This is a genomic window from Falsiroseomonas sp. HC035, from assembly GCF_050563525.1.
Classification (GTDB): Bacteria; Pseudomonadota; Alphaproteobacteria; order Acetobacterales; family Acetobacteraceae; genus Falsiroseomonas.
Window position 1 is genome coordinate 44,264 of sequence record NZ_JBNXUN010000005.1, and the last position, 16,359, is coordinate 60,622.

General features: G+C 70.6%; 18 protein-coding genes. 13 read left to right on the plus strand and 5 right to left on the minus strand.

Annotation, left to right across the window (positions count from 1 at the left end; all coding sequences use genetic code 11):
• The first annotated feature begins 1 nt into the window (after position 1).
• The 9 genes from ACLF3G_RS12665 (at position 2) to terL (ending at position 10,193) form a co-directional block, all read left to right on the plus strand.
• Complete coding sequence (locus tag ACLF3G_RS12665) at positions 2-1,420, plus strand: portal protein (protein WP_430669740.1); 1,419 nt, start codon at positions 2-4, stop codon at positions 1,418-1,420.
• 8 nt (positions 1,421-1,428) lie between these two features.
• Complete coding sequence (locus ACLF3G_RS12670; protein ID WP_430669741.1) at positions 1,429-2,157, plus strand: capsid assembly protein; 729 nt, start codon at positions 1,429-1,431, stop codon at positions 2,155-2,157.
• Between the two features lie 154 nt (positions 2,158-2,311).
• The gene (locus ACLF3G_RS12675) at positions 2,312-3,151 is read left to right on the plus strand and encodes a phage capsid protein (RefSeq protein ID WP_430669742.1); all 840 of its coding nucleotides are present in this window, start codon (positions 2,312-2,314) and stop codon (positions 3,149-3,151) included.
• A gap of 98 nt (positions 3,152-3,249) precedes the next feature.
• Positions 3,250-3,819, plus strand: coding sequence for a hypothetical protein (locus tag ACLF3G_RS12680; protein ID WP_430669743.1), 570 nt, complete (start codon positions 3,250-3,252; stop codon positions 3,817-3,819).
• A 3-nt stretch (positions 3,820-3,822) separates the two neighbouring features.
• Entirely contained in the window at positions 3,823-5,703 is a 1,881-nt protein-coding gene (locus tag ACLF3G_RS12685) for a hypothetical protein (RefSeq protein WP_430669744.1), read from the plus strand.
• Positions 5,703-6,143, plus strand: a complete 441-nt coding sequence (locus ACLF3G_RS12690) for a hypothetical protein (protein ID WP_430669745.1) — start codon at positions 5,703-5,705, stop codon at positions 6,141-6,143. The genes ACLF3G_RS12685 and ACLF3G_RS12690 overlap by 1 nt, the downstream gene beginning before the upstream one ends.
• Before the next feature lie 32 nt (positions 6,144-6,175).
• Positions 6,176-8,461, plus strand: a complete 2,286-nt coding sequence (locus tag ACLF3G_RS12695; protein ID WP_430669746.1) for a phage tail fiber protein — start codon at positions 6,176-6,178, stop codon at positions 8,459-8,461.
• The gene (locus ACLF3G_RS12700) at positions 8,458-8,754 is read left to right on the plus strand and encodes a hypothetical protein (RefSeq protein WP_430669747.1); all 297 of its coding nucleotides are present in this window, start codon (positions 8,458-8,460) and stop codon (positions 8,752-8,754) included. The genes ACLF3G_RS12695 and ACLF3G_RS12700 overlap by 4 nt, the downstream gene beginning before the upstream one ends.
• Positions 8,751-10,193: a phage terminase large subunit gene (gene terL, locus ACLF3G_RS12705; RefSeq protein WP_430669748.1), complete on the plus strand. Its 1,443-nt coding sequence runs from the start codon at positions 8,751-8,753 to the stop codon at positions 10,191-10,193. The genes ACLF3G_RS12700 and terL overlap by 4 nt, the downstream gene beginning before the upstream one ends.
• On the opposite strand, the gene ACLF3G_RS12710 is transcribed toward terL, so the two are convergent.
• Positions 10,185-10,406 (minus strand): hypothetical protein, encoded by a 222-nt coding sequence (locus tag ACLF3G_RS12710; protein ID WP_430669749.1) that lies wholly within the window; start codon positions 10,404-10,406, stop codon positions 10,185-10,187. The genes terL and ACLF3G_RS12710 overlap by 9 nt on opposite strands.
• Before the next feature lie 48 nt (positions 10,407-10,454).
• On the opposite strand from ACLF3G_RS12710, the gene ACLF3G_RS12715 reads away from it, so the two are divergent.
• Genes ACLF3G_RS12715 through ACLF3G_RS12725 form a run of 3 tightly spaced genes read left to right on the plus strand, consistent with a single transcriptional unit; the run spans position 10,455 to position 11,633 of the window.
• Positions 10,455-10,823, plus strand: coding sequence for a hypothetical protein (locus ACLF3G_RS12715; RefSeq protein WP_430669750.1), 369 nt, complete (start codon positions 10,455-10,457; stop codon positions 10,821-10,823).
• Entirely contained in the window at positions 10,820-11,266 is a 447-nt protein-coding gene (locus tag ACLF3G_RS12720; protein WP_430669751.1) for a cell wall hydrolase, read from the plus strand. The genes ACLF3G_RS12715 and ACLF3G_RS12720 overlap by 4 nt, the downstream gene beginning before the upstream one ends.
• A gap of 10 nt (positions 11,267-11,276) precedes the next feature.
• Positions 11,277-11,633 (plus strand): DUF952 domain-containing protein, encoded by a 357-nt coding sequence (locus ACLF3G_RS12725; RefSeq protein ID WP_430669752.1) that lies wholly within the window; start codon positions 11,277-11,279, stop codon positions 11,631-11,633.
• Between the two features lie 7 nt (positions 11,634-11,640).
• Here the strand turns inward: ACLF3G_RS12725 and ACLF3G_RS12730 are convergent, their stop codons facing one another.
• Complete coding sequence (locus tag ACLF3G_RS12730; protein ID WP_430669753.1) at positions 11,641-12,282, minus strand: DUF4189 domain-containing protein; 642 nt, start codon at positions 12,280-12,282, stop codon at positions 11,641-11,643.
• 189 nt (positions 12,283-12,471) lie between these two features.
• Here ACLF3G_RS12730 and ACLF3G_RS12735 point away from each other — a divergent pair, with 189 nt between their 5' ends.
• Complete coding sequence (locus tag ACLF3G_RS12735; protein ID WP_430669754.1) at positions 12,472-13,491, plus strand: phosphotriesterase family protein; 1,020 nt, start codon at positions 12,472-12,474, stop codon at positions 13,489-13,491.
• Here ACLF3G_RS12735 and ACLF3G_RS12740 read toward each other — a convergent pair.
• The 3 genes from ACLF3G_RS12740 to ACLF3G_RS12750 form a co-directional block, all read right to left on the minus strand.
• Positions 13,481-15,028: a UxaA family hydrolase gene (locus ACLF3G_RS12740; protein WP_430669755.1), complete on the minus strand. Its 1,548-nt coding sequence runs from the start codon at positions 15,026-15,028 to the stop codon at positions 13,481-13,483. The two genes, ACLF3G_RS12735 and ACLF3G_RS12740, sit on opposite strands and share 11 nt — an antisense overlap.
• 58 nt (positions 15,029-15,086) lie before the next feature.
• Positions 15,087-15,497 carry a hypothetical protein gene (locus tag ACLF3G_RS12745; RefSeq protein WP_430669756.1) on the minus strand — a complete coding sequence of 137 codons (411 nt, stop codon included), beginning with the start codon at positions 15,495-15,497 and terminating at the stop codon, positions 15,087-15,089.
• A 91-nt stretch (positions 15,498-15,588) separates the two neighbouring features.
• Positions 15,589-16,335, minus strand: coding sequence for an SDR family NAD(P)-dependent oxidoreductase (locus tag ACLF3G_RS12750; protein ID WP_430669757.1), 747 nt, complete (start codon positions 16,333-16,335; stop codon positions 15,589-15,591).
• Positions 16,336-16,359 lie beyond the last annotated feature (24 nt).

Consider the following 16,359-nt stretch of genomic DNA (forward strand, 5'->3'; position numbering starts at 1 on the left):
CATGATGACGCCCGATACGATCCTGGCGGCGCATGCCCGCGCCGCCGCCCGCCGCCGGCCGCTCGAGGGCCGCTGGCAGGACTGCTACGACCACGCGCTGCCGGCGCACGACGCCGCGCCACTGTTCGATGCGACGGCGGCGGATGCGGCGGAACAACTGGCGGCCTCGCTGCTCGCCGAACTCGCACCGCCCTGGTCGCGCTGGTTTGGCCTGGCACCGTCCCGCCGGATGGCGGACGGCGCGCAGGCGCAGGAGGTGGCGCGGGTGATGGAGGATGCAGCGGAAACGCTGCAGGGCCATCTCGACCGGTCCAACTTCGGCCTGGAACTGCACCAGGCCTTCCTCGAACTGGTGGTGACCGGCACCGCCGTGCTGCTGGTGGAGGAGGCGCCGCCCGGCGAGGCCTCCGCGCTCCGCTTCACCGCGGTGCCGCTGCGCGAGACGGTGCTGGAGGAAGGTGTCTCGGGGCGGCTCGACACCGTGTTCCGCGCCATGCGGCTGACGCCCGCCGAAATCCGGGCACGCTGGCCGGCGGCGCAGGTGGTCCTGCCGAAGCAATCCGCCGACGAAGTGCCGGCGCAGTTGCGGGTGGTGGAGGCTGTGTGGCCCGACACCCGTTCCGGCCATCGCTTCGCGGTGGTGCTGGAGGGTGGCGAAGCCTCGGCCGAGATCCTGGCCGAGGGGCGTTTCGCGGAGAATCCCTTCATCGCCTTCCGCTGGCTGAAGGTGCCGGGCGAGACCTATGGGCGCGGCCCCGTTGCCAAGGCGCTGCCGGATATCCGCACCGCCAACAAGGTGGTCGAGCTGATCCTGAAGAACGCCTCCATCGCCGCCACCGGCATCTGGCAGGCGGAGGATGACGGCGTGCTGAACCCGACCACGGTGCGGCTGGTGCCGGGGGCCATCATCCCGAAGGCGCAGGGCTCGGCGGGGCTGACGCCGCTCGCGGCGCCGGGCAATTTCGATGTCTCCCAGCTGATCCTGGAGGACCTGCGAACCCGCATTCGCGGTGCGCTGCTGGCCGACCGTATCGAGGCCTCCGACAAGGCGGCGATGACGGCCACCGAGGTGACGGCACGCAGCGCCATCTCCATCCGCCTGCTCGGCGCGATCTATGGCCGGTTGCAGGCGGAGCTGCTGGGGCCGCTGGTGGCACGCTGCCTGTCCATCCTGCGCCGGCGCGGCGAGGTGCCGCCGCTGTTCGCGGACGGGCAGGAGGCGCGGCTGGTCTACGCCTCGCCGCTTGCCCGCGTGCAGGCGCGTGCGGATGCAGCCGACACGCTGCTGTTCCTGCAGGCGGCCTCGCAACTCGGCGCGGAGGCGCAGGCGGTGCTGGATGCGCCGGCCGCCGCGCGCTGGCTGGCCCGCACCCTCGGTGCGCCGGCCGAGATCATTCGTCCCGTACAGATCCAGGAGTGAGCCCCGGCATGTCCGAAAACCTTCTCGACGCCGCGACCGAGACCGCCAGCACAGGTAGCCGCCCTGCCGACATCCCCGAGAAATTCTGGGATGAATCGAAGGGTGCCCTGCGCGTCGATGCGCTGCTGAAATCCTACATGGAGCTGGAGCGGCGGCTTTCCCAGCGCTTCGCGCCGCCCGGCGACGATGCACCGGAGGAGGACCGGCTGCGCTGGCGCCGCGCGCTCGGCATCCCTGACAGCCCGGAGGGCTACGAGGTGACGGCGCCGAACGAACTGCTGACGCCGGACGCAATCGTGAACCAGCGCCTGCACGAGGCCGGCTTCAACGCGCGCCAGGTGCAGCTGGTGTACGACCTGGCGGCGGAGCGCCTGCTGCCGCTGATCGCCGAAGCCGCGTCCGAATTCGAGGCCGGGCGGCAGGTGGAGAAGCTGCGCGCGCATTTCGGCGGCGAGGACCGCTACCGCCGCATCGCCGGCCAGCTTTCCGCCTGGGGTCGCGCGCATTTGCCCGAGGTCGTGTTCACCGCGCTGTCCTCCACCGCCGATGGCGTGGTGGCGCTGCACCGGATGATGGAGGGCCGCGAGCCCGCTTTGTCCCGCGATGCGCAGGCCGAGGCGGGGCCGGACGAGGCGGAGCTGCGCAAGATGATGCGCGACCCGCGCTACTGGCGGTCCCGCGAGCCAGATTTCGTGAAGCGCGTGACGGAAGGCTTCCGGCGCCTGGTTCGCGAATAGCCACCCGGCCCGGCCCGGCCCCGCCCCTGGCGCCGCGCCGGGCCCCGATTTCCGCAGGCAACCCGCAAGGGCCTGCGGCCAAGCGCCGCGCCGCCGGCCCTCCCAGGCAACCGGCCGCGTGGCTCTACCCCCCTAGATCCGGAGCCCCGAACAGATGTCCGCATCCACCCAGATCGACGCCGTCTTCACCCGCCAGTTCCAGGCCGAGGTGCACGAGGCCTATCAGCGCCAGGGCAGCAAGCTGCGCCCGACCATCCGCGCCAAGACCGGCGTGACCGGCACCAGCACCTTCTTCCCGAAGGTCGGCAAGGGCGTCGCCGCCGCGAAGACTCGGCATGGCTCCGTGCCCGTGATGAACCTGGAACACGCGCAGGCAGAATGCGTGCTGCAGGACTACTACGCCGGCGACTGGATCGACCGTCTCGATGAGCTGAAGACGAACATCGACGAGCGCACCGTCGTCGCCAATGCCGGCGCCTATGCGCTGGGTCGCAAGACCGATGAGCTGATCATCGCCGCGTTGGACAGCGCGACGCGCGACGCCGTGGGCAGCGCTGCCGGCACCACCGATGCCGATGGTCTGACCAAGGCGAAGGTGCTGCTGGCCTTCGAGATGATGGGCGCGGCAGACGTGCCGGATGATGGCGGCCGCTATGCCGTGGTCGGCTGGAAGCAGTGGTCGCAGCTGCTCGAGATCGAGGAGTTCGCATCTTCCGAGTATGTCGGCGACGACGCGCTGCCGTGGAAGGGCAGCCAGGCGAAGCGCTGGCTCGGCGCGATGTGGGTGCCGCATTCAGGCCTGACCAAGTCCGGTGCGCTGCGCTACTGCTACTTCTACCACCGCACCGCCATCGGCCACGCCTCCGCCGCCGAGGTCGAGACCGACATCACCTGGCACGGCGACCGTGCGGCGCATTTCGTGGCGAACATGATGAGCCAGGGCGCCACGCTGGTCGACGACTTCGGTGTCGTGCGCATGCGCGCAGCGGAATAGCCGCGAAGCCCTCTCCCCCTTTTGGGGGAGAGGGTGGGGTGAGGGGGCCACGCCCCACCACGCCGAACCCCCCCTTTCGAACGAACGGACCCACGAACATGGCATTGACCGCGCTCGCGCTGTGCTCGCGCGCCCTGCTGCGCCTTGGCGCGCAGCCCGTCGCCTCGCTGGACGAGGGCACGGCGGAGGCGGAGGTGGCGGCGAACCTCTACGCACCCGTGCGCGACACGCTGATCTCGGCGCATCCCTGGTCCTTCGCCACAGGTCAGACCGACCTGCCGCGACTGTCCGCCGTGCCGCATGCGGACATGGCGCACGCCTTCCAACTGCCGAGTGGCTTCCTGCGCGCGCTGTCTGCCGGGGCGGGTGGCCGTGGCCGCGGCATGCCCTACCGCATCCATGAGGATAGGCTGCACGCGGATTCGCCGGCCGTCACGCTGACCTACATCTTCCGCCCCGACGAAAGCGCCTTCCCGCCCTTCTTCGCGCAGGCGCTGGTGGCACGGCTTGCCGCGGAATTCTGCCTGCCGCTGACCGAAAGCCAATCCCGCGCCGAGATGCTGTTCCGCCTGGCGGAGTCCGAGTTGCGCAGCGCAAGGCTGGTGGACAGCCAGCAGGATACGCCGCGCGCCATCGAGCACTTTCCGCTCGTCGATGTGAGAGGCTGAGGGATGACGATCGCCACGCGCCGCATCAAGTCCAGCTTCACCGCGGGCGAGCTGGCGCCGGAGCTGTTCGGTCGCGCCGATCTGCGCGCCTTCGAGAATGGCGCACGGCGGCTGCGCAACGTCGTCATCCAGCCGACCGGCGGCGTCGCCCGTCGCCCCGGCCTGGTGCATGTCGCGGCGTTGCCGGGTGCGGCACGCCTGATGCCCTTCGAGTTCAATACCGAGCAGACCTACCTGCTCGCGCTGAGCGACGCGCGGCTGCAGGTGTTCCTCGGCGATGCCGAGGTGGCGTCGCTGCCCGCGCCCTGGACCGCGGCGATGCTGCCACAACTGTCCTACACGCAAAGCGCCGACACCTTGCTGCTGTTCCATCCCGAGATGCCGCCGCAGCGCCTGACCCGCAGCAGCCACACCGCCTGGACCATCACGACCTTCGCCTTCAGCCGCATGCCGTTCCATGCCTTCCGGCCGGACATCGCACTGACACCATCCGGCACCAGCGGCATGATCACCGTCACCGCATCGGCCCCGCTGTTCCAGCCGGGCCATGTCGCCACCCACATGCGGCTGAAGGGCCGGCGCATCCAGGTCTTCACGGTGCTGGATGCGTTGACCGCGACGGCGCATTGCGACGAGTTGCTGGAGGATGTTCTGCCGACGAATGACTGGCAGGAAAGCGCCTTCAGCAGCGTACGCGGCCAGCCGGTCTGCGCCGGGTTCCACCAGGACCGCCTGGTGCTCGGCGGTTCGCGGGACCTGCCGAACCGGCTGTGGCTGTCGCGCACCGGCGACCTCGGCGACTTCGACAGCGGCAGCGGGCTGGACGACGAGGGCATCGAGTTCGCGCTGGTCTCGGACCAGGTGAACGCGATCCGCGCCGTGTTCTCTGGCCGCCATCTCCAGGTATTCACTTCCGGTGCGGAGTGGATGGTGACGGGCGATCCGCTGACGCCGTCCTCCATCCAGCTCAACCGGCAGACGCGGATCGGCAGCGTGGTGGAGCGCCAGGTGCCGCCGGTGGACGTGGATGGCGCGACGCTGTTCGTCGCGCGATCGGGCCGCGGCGTGCATGAATTCGCCTACACCGACGTCGCCGATGCCTATCAGGCCAATGACCTGGCGCTGGTCGCGCGGCACCTGGTGCAGACCCCGGTTTCCATGGCCTACGACCAGACGGCACGGCTGCTGCACGTGGTGATGGCGGATGGCGGCATCGCGACGCTGACGCTGTACCGCGCCGAGCAGGTGACCGCCTGGACGCGGCTGGAAACGCAGGGCGCGTTCCGTGCCGTCGCGGAAACCGAAGGCCGCGTCTACGCCCTGGTGGAACGCTTCGGTACGCATCGACTGGAGCGCTTCGACGCCGCCGCCGGGCTGGATGCGGCGCTTGCCGGCATCGCGGCGCTGCCGCAGGACAGCTGGTCCGGCCTCGCGCATCTCGAAGGCCAGCAGGTCGGCCTGCTTGCCGATGGCGCGCCGCGCGCGGCGGAGACGGTGGTGGACGGCGCCATCCCGGTGGAACCGCCCGCCGCCACGGTGCAGGCCGGGCTGCCGTTCCGGCACGTGATCGAGCCGCTGCCGATGGCACTCGGTGGCGCATCGGGTGCCGCTGCCGCTCCGCTACGCCTGGTCTCCGCCACCTTCCGCATCCTGGCGACGCCGGCGCTGGAGGTGGATCTCGGCCGCGGCGTGCAGCCGGTGCCGTTCCGCCGCCTGGACACCGCGCTGCTCGATGCGGCGCCGGTCCCCTTCACCGGCGACATCGCACTGCGCGCGCTCGGCTGGCGGCGCGACGCGATGGCGCCGCTGTGGCGGATCGAGGGTGAGACGCCGCTGCCGATGACGCTGCTTTCCGTCACCACCGACATGAGGATCACCAGCTGATGGCGCAACTCGCCCCCATCGCCACCGCCATCGGCGCGGGCGCATCCATCTATGGCAGCGTGCAGCAGGCGCAGACGCAGTCCGCCAGCGCGAAGGCGCAGGCGAATGCGGCGCGCGAACAGGAGGCGGCGCGTGTCGCGCAGGCCAGCGTGCAGCAATCTGTCGATGCCCGTGCGCGGGAGCAGCGGCTGGCGGGCACGCTGGCCTCGACCCGTGCGCGCCTGGCCGCCGGCGGCATCTCGGCAGATGAAGGCTCCGCCGCCGCGCTGACGGCGGGGCTCGAACGCGATGCCGCCGCGGCGCAGTCGGACAGTGACCAGGTCTTCGCCGCGCGCATCTCCGCCGGGCGCCGCAGCCTGCTGAACAACGACGGATCGCTGACCAGCTGGCTGCGCGCCGGCAGCACCTTCGGGACCTCGCTGCGCAACCTGCTGGATTGATCCCGCACCCACCCCCACAGAGTCCGGAGCCCATGATGGCCGAGCATATCCGCATCGGCGACGTCGCGCCGCGCGTCCAGTATCTGGGCGACGGCACGCGCGTTGCGTTCACCTATCCCTTCCCGATCTTCCGGGCCGAAGACATCGAGGTGCGCCTGGATGGCGTGCTGCTCAATGGCGGCTTCACCGTCACCGGCGCCGGGCAATCCGAGGGCGGCACCGTCAGCCTCGCTACGCCGGCCGCCAATGGCAGCACGGTGACCCTGCGGCGCACCCTGCGCGTGGAGCGAAGCACGGATTTCCAGGACAACGGGATCCTGCGCGCCCGCACGCTGAACGATGAGCTGGACCGGCTGGTCGCTACCTTGCAGGAACAGCGGGAGGACCTGTCCTCGACCCTGCGCCAGGACCCGGCGGAGGTCGGCGGCAACCTGGTGCTGCCGCTGCGCGGCGCGCGCGCCAACCGGATGCTGGGGTTCGACGGCACCGGCAATGTCGTGGTGCTGCCGCGCGATTCCGGCCTGATCAGCGCGCCGTTCCCCGGCGCCGTGCCCTTTACCGTGGAGGACAAGCTCGGCGAGCAGCTCAGCGCGCGTGACTTCGGCGCGACCGGCAATGGTGTGACGGAGGATGGCCCCGCCTTGCAGGCGGCGATGAATGCCGCCGGCGCTTCCGGCAAGACGCTGCTGATCGGGGAGGGTACGTACCGCACCGCGCAGCCGTTGACGCTGCCGGGTGCAGCCGCAGGCCTGACCATGCGCGGCACCATCCTGTATGCCGGACCGGCCGGCCAGCCTGCGCTGACGATCGGCGATGGCGGCATTGCCCGAAATGCCAGTAAGCAGCACAGCGGGCTGTCGGTGATCCGCGACGGCATCGGCGACTGGCTGGACGAGGGGGAAATCGGCATCGTCCTGCGCAACCACGACGCCTCCGTCATTGAGGTACGGCGCGTCGAGGGCTTCACCATCGGCGTGCGCACCCTGGGCGATGGCCGCGGCTTCGAGGATTGCACGCTGGTGCTCGGCCGCATCGTCAACAACCGCATCGGCCTGGATGCGCATACGCTGACGGCCGGCGCCTGGAACACCTCGATCCGCTACTACGGCGGACACTTCGCGGTGGGGTCCACCGTGCATGTGGACAAGGACCGCTTTGGCATCCGTTTTTCCGCGGCCCCCGGCGCCTATGTCGCGCACAATCGCCACGTCTTCGACGGGCCGAATTTCGAGCTGAATGCGGAAGGCCGGCCGATCGCCGGCATTCCCTTCCTGTGCGAGGTGAACAGCCGCAGTGTGATCGCACGCGGCCTGCGCATGGAAGGCTGCACCGGCTTCGTCGCGCGTCATACCGCGGCGGCGCAGGACCATGTCTACGAGGTCGCCTGGGCCAGCCAGGGCTACCTGGTGGAGATCGAGCACACCGGTACGGCGACGCGCCTCGGCGGCGTGGTCCAGACCCTGCATCAGGCCGCGGCGCATCGGGAGGCGACGCGGGAGGTTGCCGCCACGCCCAGCCTGCGCGCCGCGGCCATCCGCTGGAGCGCGACGGAAACCGGCTTCGAGCGCATGGCCTGCCTGTCCTCGAATGTCTCGGGCACGCCCGTGGCGCTGGCGGATTTCGCCTTCGCTGCACTGGACGCCTATGTGATGACGGATCGCGGCGTGCTGCTCACCGGTGGTCGTGGCGTCGGCTTCGTGGTCGATGCGCGCGGTTGCCGGGACTTCGCGCTCGGCGTCGATGCGGATTCGCCACGGCTGGTGGTGATGACCTTCGATGCGGCGGGCAACCTGCTGGGCGAGTCGGCCGGGCCGCTGGTGCTGGCCTCCGGCCAGTCCATGCAGTGGAATGCGGCGGCCCGTTGGTGGCAGGGGGGGTCCGACATGACCGATGCCGGGCTGACTCGGCTGCAAGCTCTGCGCCTGGCGCCGCATGTCGCGACCGCCATCATCGGCGTCGCGCGCATCTCGGCGGATTACGAGTTGCGCGCGCTGCGGTTGAACTGCGACCCGCGGCACGCGCCGGCCTTGCTGTATGGCCTGCCGGGTCTGCGGATCGGCGTGCGCGACCTGGCGGCGGATCTTGCCTGGGACCCGCCCTCCATCGCCGCGGGCGGCAACGCCGCGGTCAACGTGCCGCTGCCGGGCGCGCGGCCGGGGGATTTCGCGCAGGCGGCGTTCTCGCTGTCGACCTCCGGGATCGTCTTCATGGCGCAGGTCGGGGCGCAGGATGTGGTCACCGTCACGGCGTGGAATCGCACCGGCGTCGCGGTGGATCTCGGCGCCGGGACGGTTCGCGCCCGCGTGGTGAAGGCATGAGGCGACCGACCCGCGCGGTGCCTGTGGCCTCGCCGCTGCCGAAGGAGACGCTGGATGCCGCGATGCTGCGCGTCGCCGGCGACTACGCTGCCTTCGTCGCGTCCTGGCCGCGGGGCGAGGCGGTGCCGGATCCCAAGGCCTTCGCCGCGCATCAGGCGGCCGCGCGCGCGGCGCTCGCACACATGCAGGAACTCGCGGCGATGTCCGCCGGTGACGCCAAGTCGCCGGAAGGCGAGGAGGAGGGGGTGCTGAGCCGCATGCGCGAGGAGATGGCGAAGGAGGGCGATGGATGAGCGAGCGGCCCGCCGATCTGCTCGAATTCGCCTGGATCTGGAACCGCCTCGCCAATCTCGGCACGCCGGCCGTGCACCGTCGCATGCTGCGCTGGCTGGCCGACCGCGGCGAGCAGGGCGATCTGCGGCTGCTGCTGATGGCCTTCCGCGGCTGCGGCAAGTCCACGCTGGTCGGGCTGTACTGCGCCTGGCAGCTGTACCGCGCGCCGGAGACGCGGATCCTCGTCGTCGCCGCGGACCATGCGCTGGCGACCCGCATGGTGGCGACGGTGCGGCGCATCCTCGGCCGGCATCCGCTTTGCGGCGCGCTGCTGCCGGACCACGGCGAGGGCTCGTGGGCGTCGGACCGCTTCACCGTGGCGCGGCAGGCGGTGCTGCGCGATGCCTCCATGCTGGCGGCCGGCATCGGCGGCAACATCACCGGCGCGCGCGCCGACCTCATCGTCTGCGACGATGTCGAGGTCGCCGGCAATTGCGGCACGCCCTACCAGCGGGAGGAGTTGCGGGAGCGGCTGACGGAGACCGAGTTCGTGCTGGTCCCCGGCGGCCGCATGCTGTTCGTCGGCACGCCGCACACGGCGGATAGCCTGTACGTGGACGGCCCTGGCGCCTTCCTGTCCGGCTACCGCCGCCTGGTGCTGCCGCTGCTGGATGACGCGGGTGACAGTGCCTGGCCGGAGCGTTTCACGCCGGCCGGCATCGCGGCCCTCCGCACCCGCGTCGGCCCGCTGGCGTTCCGTCGGCAGATGCTGCTGGAGGCGGTGGCGGAGGATGCGGCGCGGCTCGATCCCGGCCTGATCCTGCGCTACGCAGCGGAGACTGAGTATCGGGAGGCGAATGGCCGCGGCGTGCTGACGCTGATGGGCGCGCAGATGGTCTCCGGCGGCGGCTGGTGGGACCCGGCCTATGGCCGGCCCGGCACCGGCGATGCCAGCGTGCTGGCCGCGACCTACGCCGATGGGCAGGGCCGCCACTACCTGCACCGCATCGCCTACCTGCTGCACGACCCGGAGGCGGAGGAGGATGCGGCGACCCAGCAATGCCGCGCCGTGGCGCACATCGCGCGCGACCTGCTGCTGCCGGTGCTACGCGTCGAAACCAACGGCATCGGCAAGTTCCTGCCTGGCCTGCTGAAGCGGGAGATGCAGCGCGCCGGCATCAACTGCACCGTGCTGGAAGCCACCAGCCGGCGCGCCAAGTCCGAACGCATCCTGGCGGCGCTGGACCCGGTGCTCGCCGCGCGCCGCCTGCTGGCGCATGAAAGCGTCTTCCGCACGCGCTTTGCGCGGGAGATGGCGGAATGGCGCCCGGACGCGCCGGGCCAGCGCGACGATGCACTGGATGCCGTGGCCGGCTGCCTGCTGTCCGAACCGGTGCGCCTGCCCGGTGCGCCGCCGCTGCGACCGGCGACGCTTTCCTGGCGTGGTGCCTCAGGCTGATTTGCGTGGCGCGATCTCGGTCGCGTGGCGCTCAAGCCCCTCTGCCGTCGCCTCGTAGCGCCCATCCGGCCGCAGCCGGGCGAGTCCCATGCCGGAAAGCCGCGCCAGGCAGGGGCCGTCCTTCAGCCCATCCGGGCGGCCCGGCCGGCCGACCAGTGTCAGCCGGTGCAGCGCCGACCGGCAGCAGGTTTCGAGATAGGGCTGGTTCCACATCGCCCCAGGGTGGCCCCGCCGCCGTTCCTCTTCAAGGAGTTCCCCGCCATGATGCCCGATATCCCGCCGCAGATCCTGAATGCGCTGGCGGATGCGCCGCTCGCCGCCCTGATGCTGTGGATGCTGCACAATCTGCGGCGCGAGATGCAGCACCGGCCGGACGCGCCGCCGCCGGCCGCCGGCAACCCGTCTCATAACGAGTTGGTCGACTTCAAGCTGGAGGTGGCGCGCACCTATGTGCCGCTGTCGCTGATCCGTGACCTGGACAGCCGCCTGTCCCTGCAATTGCTGCGGATCGAGGAGAAACTCGACGAGGTCAGCCGCACCGCCACCACCGCGACCGCCATCGCAGGCCAGTCCATGCCGAACCGCAAGATGGGCTTCGGCGCCCGCGCCGAGTCGGAGGAAGCTCGATGAGCGCCAGCCTGGCCCGTCCACGCCTGCTGACCCCCGCCGGCATCCTGGAGCTGACCCTCTGGGGGGAGGGGGGCCACCGCCCGGTGCGCGGCATCGAGGGCATCGCCGCGGTGGTGATGAACCGCGCGCGCCTGGCCGGCCTGAAGGACGGCCCCCGGCACCTCGGCCGCGGCGTCGCCGGCATCTGCCGTGCCCCCTTCCAGTTCGGCTGCTGGCACCCGAAGCATCCGCGCCACCTGGCGATGCAGGCGGAATCGGTGCAGGAGGACGCGACCTTCGCCGTATGCCGCCGCATCGCCGCCCGGGCACTGGCCGGCGCGCTGCCGGACGGCACCGGTGGCGCCACCCATTACCACGGGTTCGAACGGATGCCGCGCTGGGCAGTGGGCCTGATGCCGACGGCGGAGCGGGGCGGGGTTGCGTTCTATCGCCTGCTCGGCTGAAACACCGCCCATGGAAGCCCTGATCTACACCATGGTGCGGCAGGAGGATTGGCGCGCGGCGGAACGCGCGGGGTACTACGCCGGCAGCGCCGACGATGCGCGCGACGGCTTCCTGCATTTCTCCACCGCCGCGCAGGTGCGCGCCAGCGCGGCCAAGCACCGCGCCAGGGTGGCCGACCTCTGGCTGGTGCAGGCGGATGCCGCGGCGCTCGGTGCGGCGCTACGGTGGGAGGCGGCCTCGGGCGGCAGCCGCCCCGGCCTGTTCCCGCATCTGTACGGCACCCTGCCACTTTCGGCCGTGCTGTCGGCGACGCGCCTGCCGCTGCGGCCTGATGGCCTGCACGAATTCCCCGCCAACATCCCCTGAAGCGGTTTCAACCGCAGCGTGTGGCGGCGATGCGGCAATAGGTTCCAGGTGCGAGCCTGACCCGGCAATCCTGGATCGCGGTCGTGCGCGCCGCGGCCAGCGTCGGCCCGCTGCCGGCGCCGTAGTGCACCACCGTGTAGGTCGCCGGATCCCGCGTGATCACCAGCCCCGTGCCGCGCACCGCCCGCGAGATCGCCATGCAGCGGTCCTGCGTCTCGACCAGCAGGTTGCACGGCCGGCTGCCGTTGCTGCGGGAGCAGGCTTGTTCGGCGTTGCGATGCGCCGTCATGCGGTCGGACGGGGTGGAGATGGCCAGGGCGACCTGCGGCAGGGTCCCGGCATAGGCGACCAGGCTGCGCTGACCCGGCAAGCTTGCCGTGTCGCGCGTTGCCACGCCGCGACCCGTTGCCTCCGCGGTGCCGGACCGCCGCTGTTGCCGCAGGTGCCGTTCGCCCGCGCCGCAGCGCACCCGGCAGACCTGCGCCGCGCGCTCATCCTGGGCGAAGTTCTGGATCTGGGATGCGCATTGGCGGCGGCAGGACTGGCTGGCGGCGGGCGCCTGGGCCTCGGCCGCAGTGGCGGGTAGCAGCAGCCCCAGCAAGAAAACCGGCAGCAGTCTTCGCCATGGCGAGATCGACTTGACTTGCATCTGCGCAGTCTCCTGCAATCGGATCGGGGCACGCGGGAGAACAATGCATCCCGTGCCGCTCGATTACACGAAATACAATTTTCGGTGCGGCCTATTTCAACCTTGGCGTGAAACGTGAACGCGGCCGCAGCCTTGCGGGCCTGTCGCCGGCGCCGCATCCTGGCCGCCATCACGCAGCGGGGCAGGGCAATGGCGGATTTCGTGCAGACGGTGCTGGGCCCGGTGGCGCCGGACAGCCTGGGCGCCACCCTGATGCACGAGCACGTCCTGTGCGACATCACGCCGCGCAGCCTGCGCGGGCAGGTGGTGCCACCCATCACCCTCACCAGCCGCTACGACATCGACTACGGCCGCCACCCGCATGCCGGCAAGACCGTGATGCTGGACCGCGACCTGGCTGTGGCGGAGCTGGACCTGTTCCGTGCCGAGGGCGGCGCCACCATGGTGGAGATGACCATCGGCGGCTTGGCGCCCGACCCGCTCGGCCTGGCGGAGGTCTCGCGGCGGACCGGCGTGACGCTGGTGATGGGCTGCGGCCAATATGTCGAGGACTTCCAGGACCCCGCGAACCACGACCGCAGCATCGAGGATTTCGCCGCCGAGATGGTCGGCGCGCTACGCCAGGGTGCCTGGGGCACCGATGTGCGCGCCGGGCTGATCGGCGAGATCGGCTGTTCCGCGCCCTGGACCGCGCTGGAGCGCCGCGTCATGGCCGGTGCCGCCCTGGCGCAGCAGGAAACCGGGGCGGCGCTGACCATTCATCCCGGCGTGCATCCCGACCAGCCGGCCGAGATCATCGCCTTCCTGCGCGGCCACGGTGGCGATATCCCGCGCACCATCATCGACCATGTCGACCGCACCATCTTCGACGACGGCAGGCTGTTCGCCCTGGCCGATACCGGCTGCGTGCTGGAATTCGACCTGTTCGGCTACGAACACGCCTACTGGTCCTTCGCGCCGATCAACATGCCGAATGATGGTACGCGCATCGACATGATCCGCCGCCTGGTGGACCGCGGCCATGGCGACCAGGTGGTGATCAGCCAGGACATCTGCCGGCTGACCCGCCTCCGCGCCTACGGAGGCCACGGCTATGGCCACATTTTTCGAAATGTCGTGCCCTTCATGCGGGAGAAGGGCTTTTCCCAGTCGGAGCTCGACGCGATCCTGGTCGAAACGCCGCGCCGGCTGTTGACGCTCAGCCGGTGATGCCGATCTGCCACGGCGCGAACTCATGCTTACCGACGCCGAGTTGCTCGCTCTTCGTCGGCTCGCCGGAGGCGGTGCGCAGCAGCAGGTCCAGGATGCGCTCGCCCATCTCCGCGAGGCTGGCGGTGCCGTCCAGGATCTCGCCGCAGTTGATGTCCATGTCCTCCTCCAGCCGCCGGAACATCGGCGTGTTGGTGGCGAGCTTGACGCTTGGCACCGGCTTGGCGCCGTACATGGACCCGCGGCCGGTGGTGAAGGCGATCATGTTGGCGCCGCCGGCTACCTGGCCGGTGGCGGAAACCGGGTCGAAGCCGGGCGTGTCCATGAAGACGAAGCCCTTGGTCGTCACCGGCTCGGCATAGCGGAACACATCCATCAGCGGCCCGGTGCCGCCCTTCATGGAGGAGCCCAGCGACTTCTCCAGGATGTTCGCGAGCCCGCCCGCCTGGTTGCCCGGGCTGACCACGCCGTTGATCTGCGTGTCGCGGCCCGGCGTGTAGGTGTCCTTCCACCAGCGGATGCGCTCGATCAGCTTCTCGCCAACTTCCTGGCTGGCGGCGCGGCGCGTCAGCGTGTGCTCGACGCCATAGATCTCGGGCGTTTCCGACAGGATCGCCGTGCCGCCGTGGCGCACGAGAAGATCCATCGCCGCGCCCAGTGCGGGGTTCGCGGTGATGGAAGAAAACCCGTCCGAGCCGCCGCATTGCAGGCCGACGCTCAGATGCTCGGCGGACACGGTGCTGCGCGTGGCCTTGTTGGCCTCCACCAGCATTTCCTTCACCACCGCCACGCCGGCCTCGATGCTCTTCCGCGTGCCGCCGACTTCCTGCATCACCAGGGACCGCAGCAGCGGCCCGGGCGTCAGGCCCTGCTCGGCCAGCAGGCCGGCGATCTGGTTGCGCTCGCAGCCCAGGCCGATGACCACCACGCCGGCGACATTCGCATGCCGCATGTAGCCGCCGAGGGTGCGGCGCAGCAGTTGCATCGGCTCGCCGGACAGTTCCATGCCGCAGCCGGTGGAATGGGTGAAGGCGGCGACGCCATCGACGTTCGGGAACTCCGCCAGCCGCTCCGGCGTGAACCAGTCCGCCACGGCGTGCGACACGGTGGCGGAACAGTTCACCGACGACACCACCGCGATGAAATTCCGCGTGCCGACACGGCCGTCCGGCCGCACGAAACCCTCGAAGGTCTTGCGCTGGTCCAGCGGCACCATCTCCACCGGCTTGTAGTCGCGGCCGATGGCGTAGTCGCGGTCGAACTCCCGGAAGTCGATGTTGTGGGCGTGCACCATGGTGCCGGCGGGGATGTCCTCCGCTGCGAAGCCGATGGTGACCTGGTACTTCAGCACCGGGTCACCCTTGCGAAGCTGGGTCGTGGCGATCTTGTAGCCGGCCGGCACCTTGTTGCGGGCCAGCATGTTCTCGCCGGGGATCGAGGTGCCCGGCTCGATGTCCACCCGCGCGACCACCACGTTGTCGTCGGGGTGCAGGCGGATCACCGGGCCGTTCATGCGCTTGGACGAAAGGTCGATCATGGGGGCGTCTCCTGTTGCCCCCAATTCACCACGTCCGCCATCAAAAGTCAGCGGCGCGCTATTCTGCCGGCAGCATGGCCGGCATGCGGACATGGGCGGGGCGAAGCGCCAGGATCACCAGACGCACCAGGAACAGCACGACGCCGGTGAGCCAGGCCAGTGAGGCGCCGATCGCGAGGCCCGGCGCCTGTTGCGTGATGGACAGGTAGATGCCGTAGGGGAACAGCGCGGCGGCCGACACGCACAGCCCGAACTGTGCCAGGGCAGGCACCCGCGCCGCCAGCAGTTCCGGCCAGCCGCGATGCACCAGACCCATCAGGCCGAGCGAGGTCCAGCCTAGCAGGTTGAGGTGCGCGTGCACCGGTGCGAGCTGGAAATCATGGGCGATGCCCATGAAGACGCCGAGGCAGACGCCGCCGACCATGCAGGCGGCGGCGGCGATCAGGTAGAACAGGGGCAGGCGGGCCATGGGGTCTCTCCGCGATATGTGCGGCGGGCCTTCTGATCCCCTTGGGTTTCAGCGCGGTTTCGCCACGCCGTCCAATCGTGTTTCTTGCATTTCAGCCCAGCATCTGGCCGCCATCGACGATGATGGTCTGCCCCGTCACCCAGCGCGCCGCGTCGCTGGCCAGGAACAGCACCACCTCCGCCACCTCCTCCGGCGTGCCGAGCCGGCCGAAGGGGATGGCGCCGAGGATGCGCTGATACAGCGCCGGGTCGCTCGACTTGCGCTGTTCCCAGGACCCGCCGGGAAATTCGATGGACCCCGGCGCCACCGCATTCACCCGCACGCCGTCCGGCCCGAAGGCGGCCGCCTGGCTCGAGGTGTAGTTCACCAGCAGCGCCTTCACCGCCGCATAGGCCGGCGTGCGCAGCGAGGGCCGGAAGCCCGAGATCGAGGACACGTTGACGATGCTGCCGCGCGACGCCTTCAGGTGCGGCGCCGCGGTCCGGCTGGCGCGCACCGTCGCCATCACATCGACGTTCAGACCCTTCGCCCAATCCTCCTCGGTGTCCCGCGCGCCGAAGCCGCTGGCGTTGTTCACCAGCACGTCCACCCCGCCGAGCGCCGCCGCCGCGGCTTCCGCCCAGCCGGTCACCTGATCCGCCACGCCAAGGTCGGCGGCCATCGCATGCGCGGTGACGCCGAGCGCCGCGATCTCCGCCCGCGTCGCCTCCAGAGCCATCGGATCGCGGGCGCAGATCGAAACGCTGGCGCCTTCCTGCGCGAAACCCAGCGCGATGGACCGCCCGATGCCCCGGCTGCCGCCCGCCACCAGCACCCGCTTGCCTGCAAACCTCGCCATCGCGCGTCTCCCTTGCCTCACGCC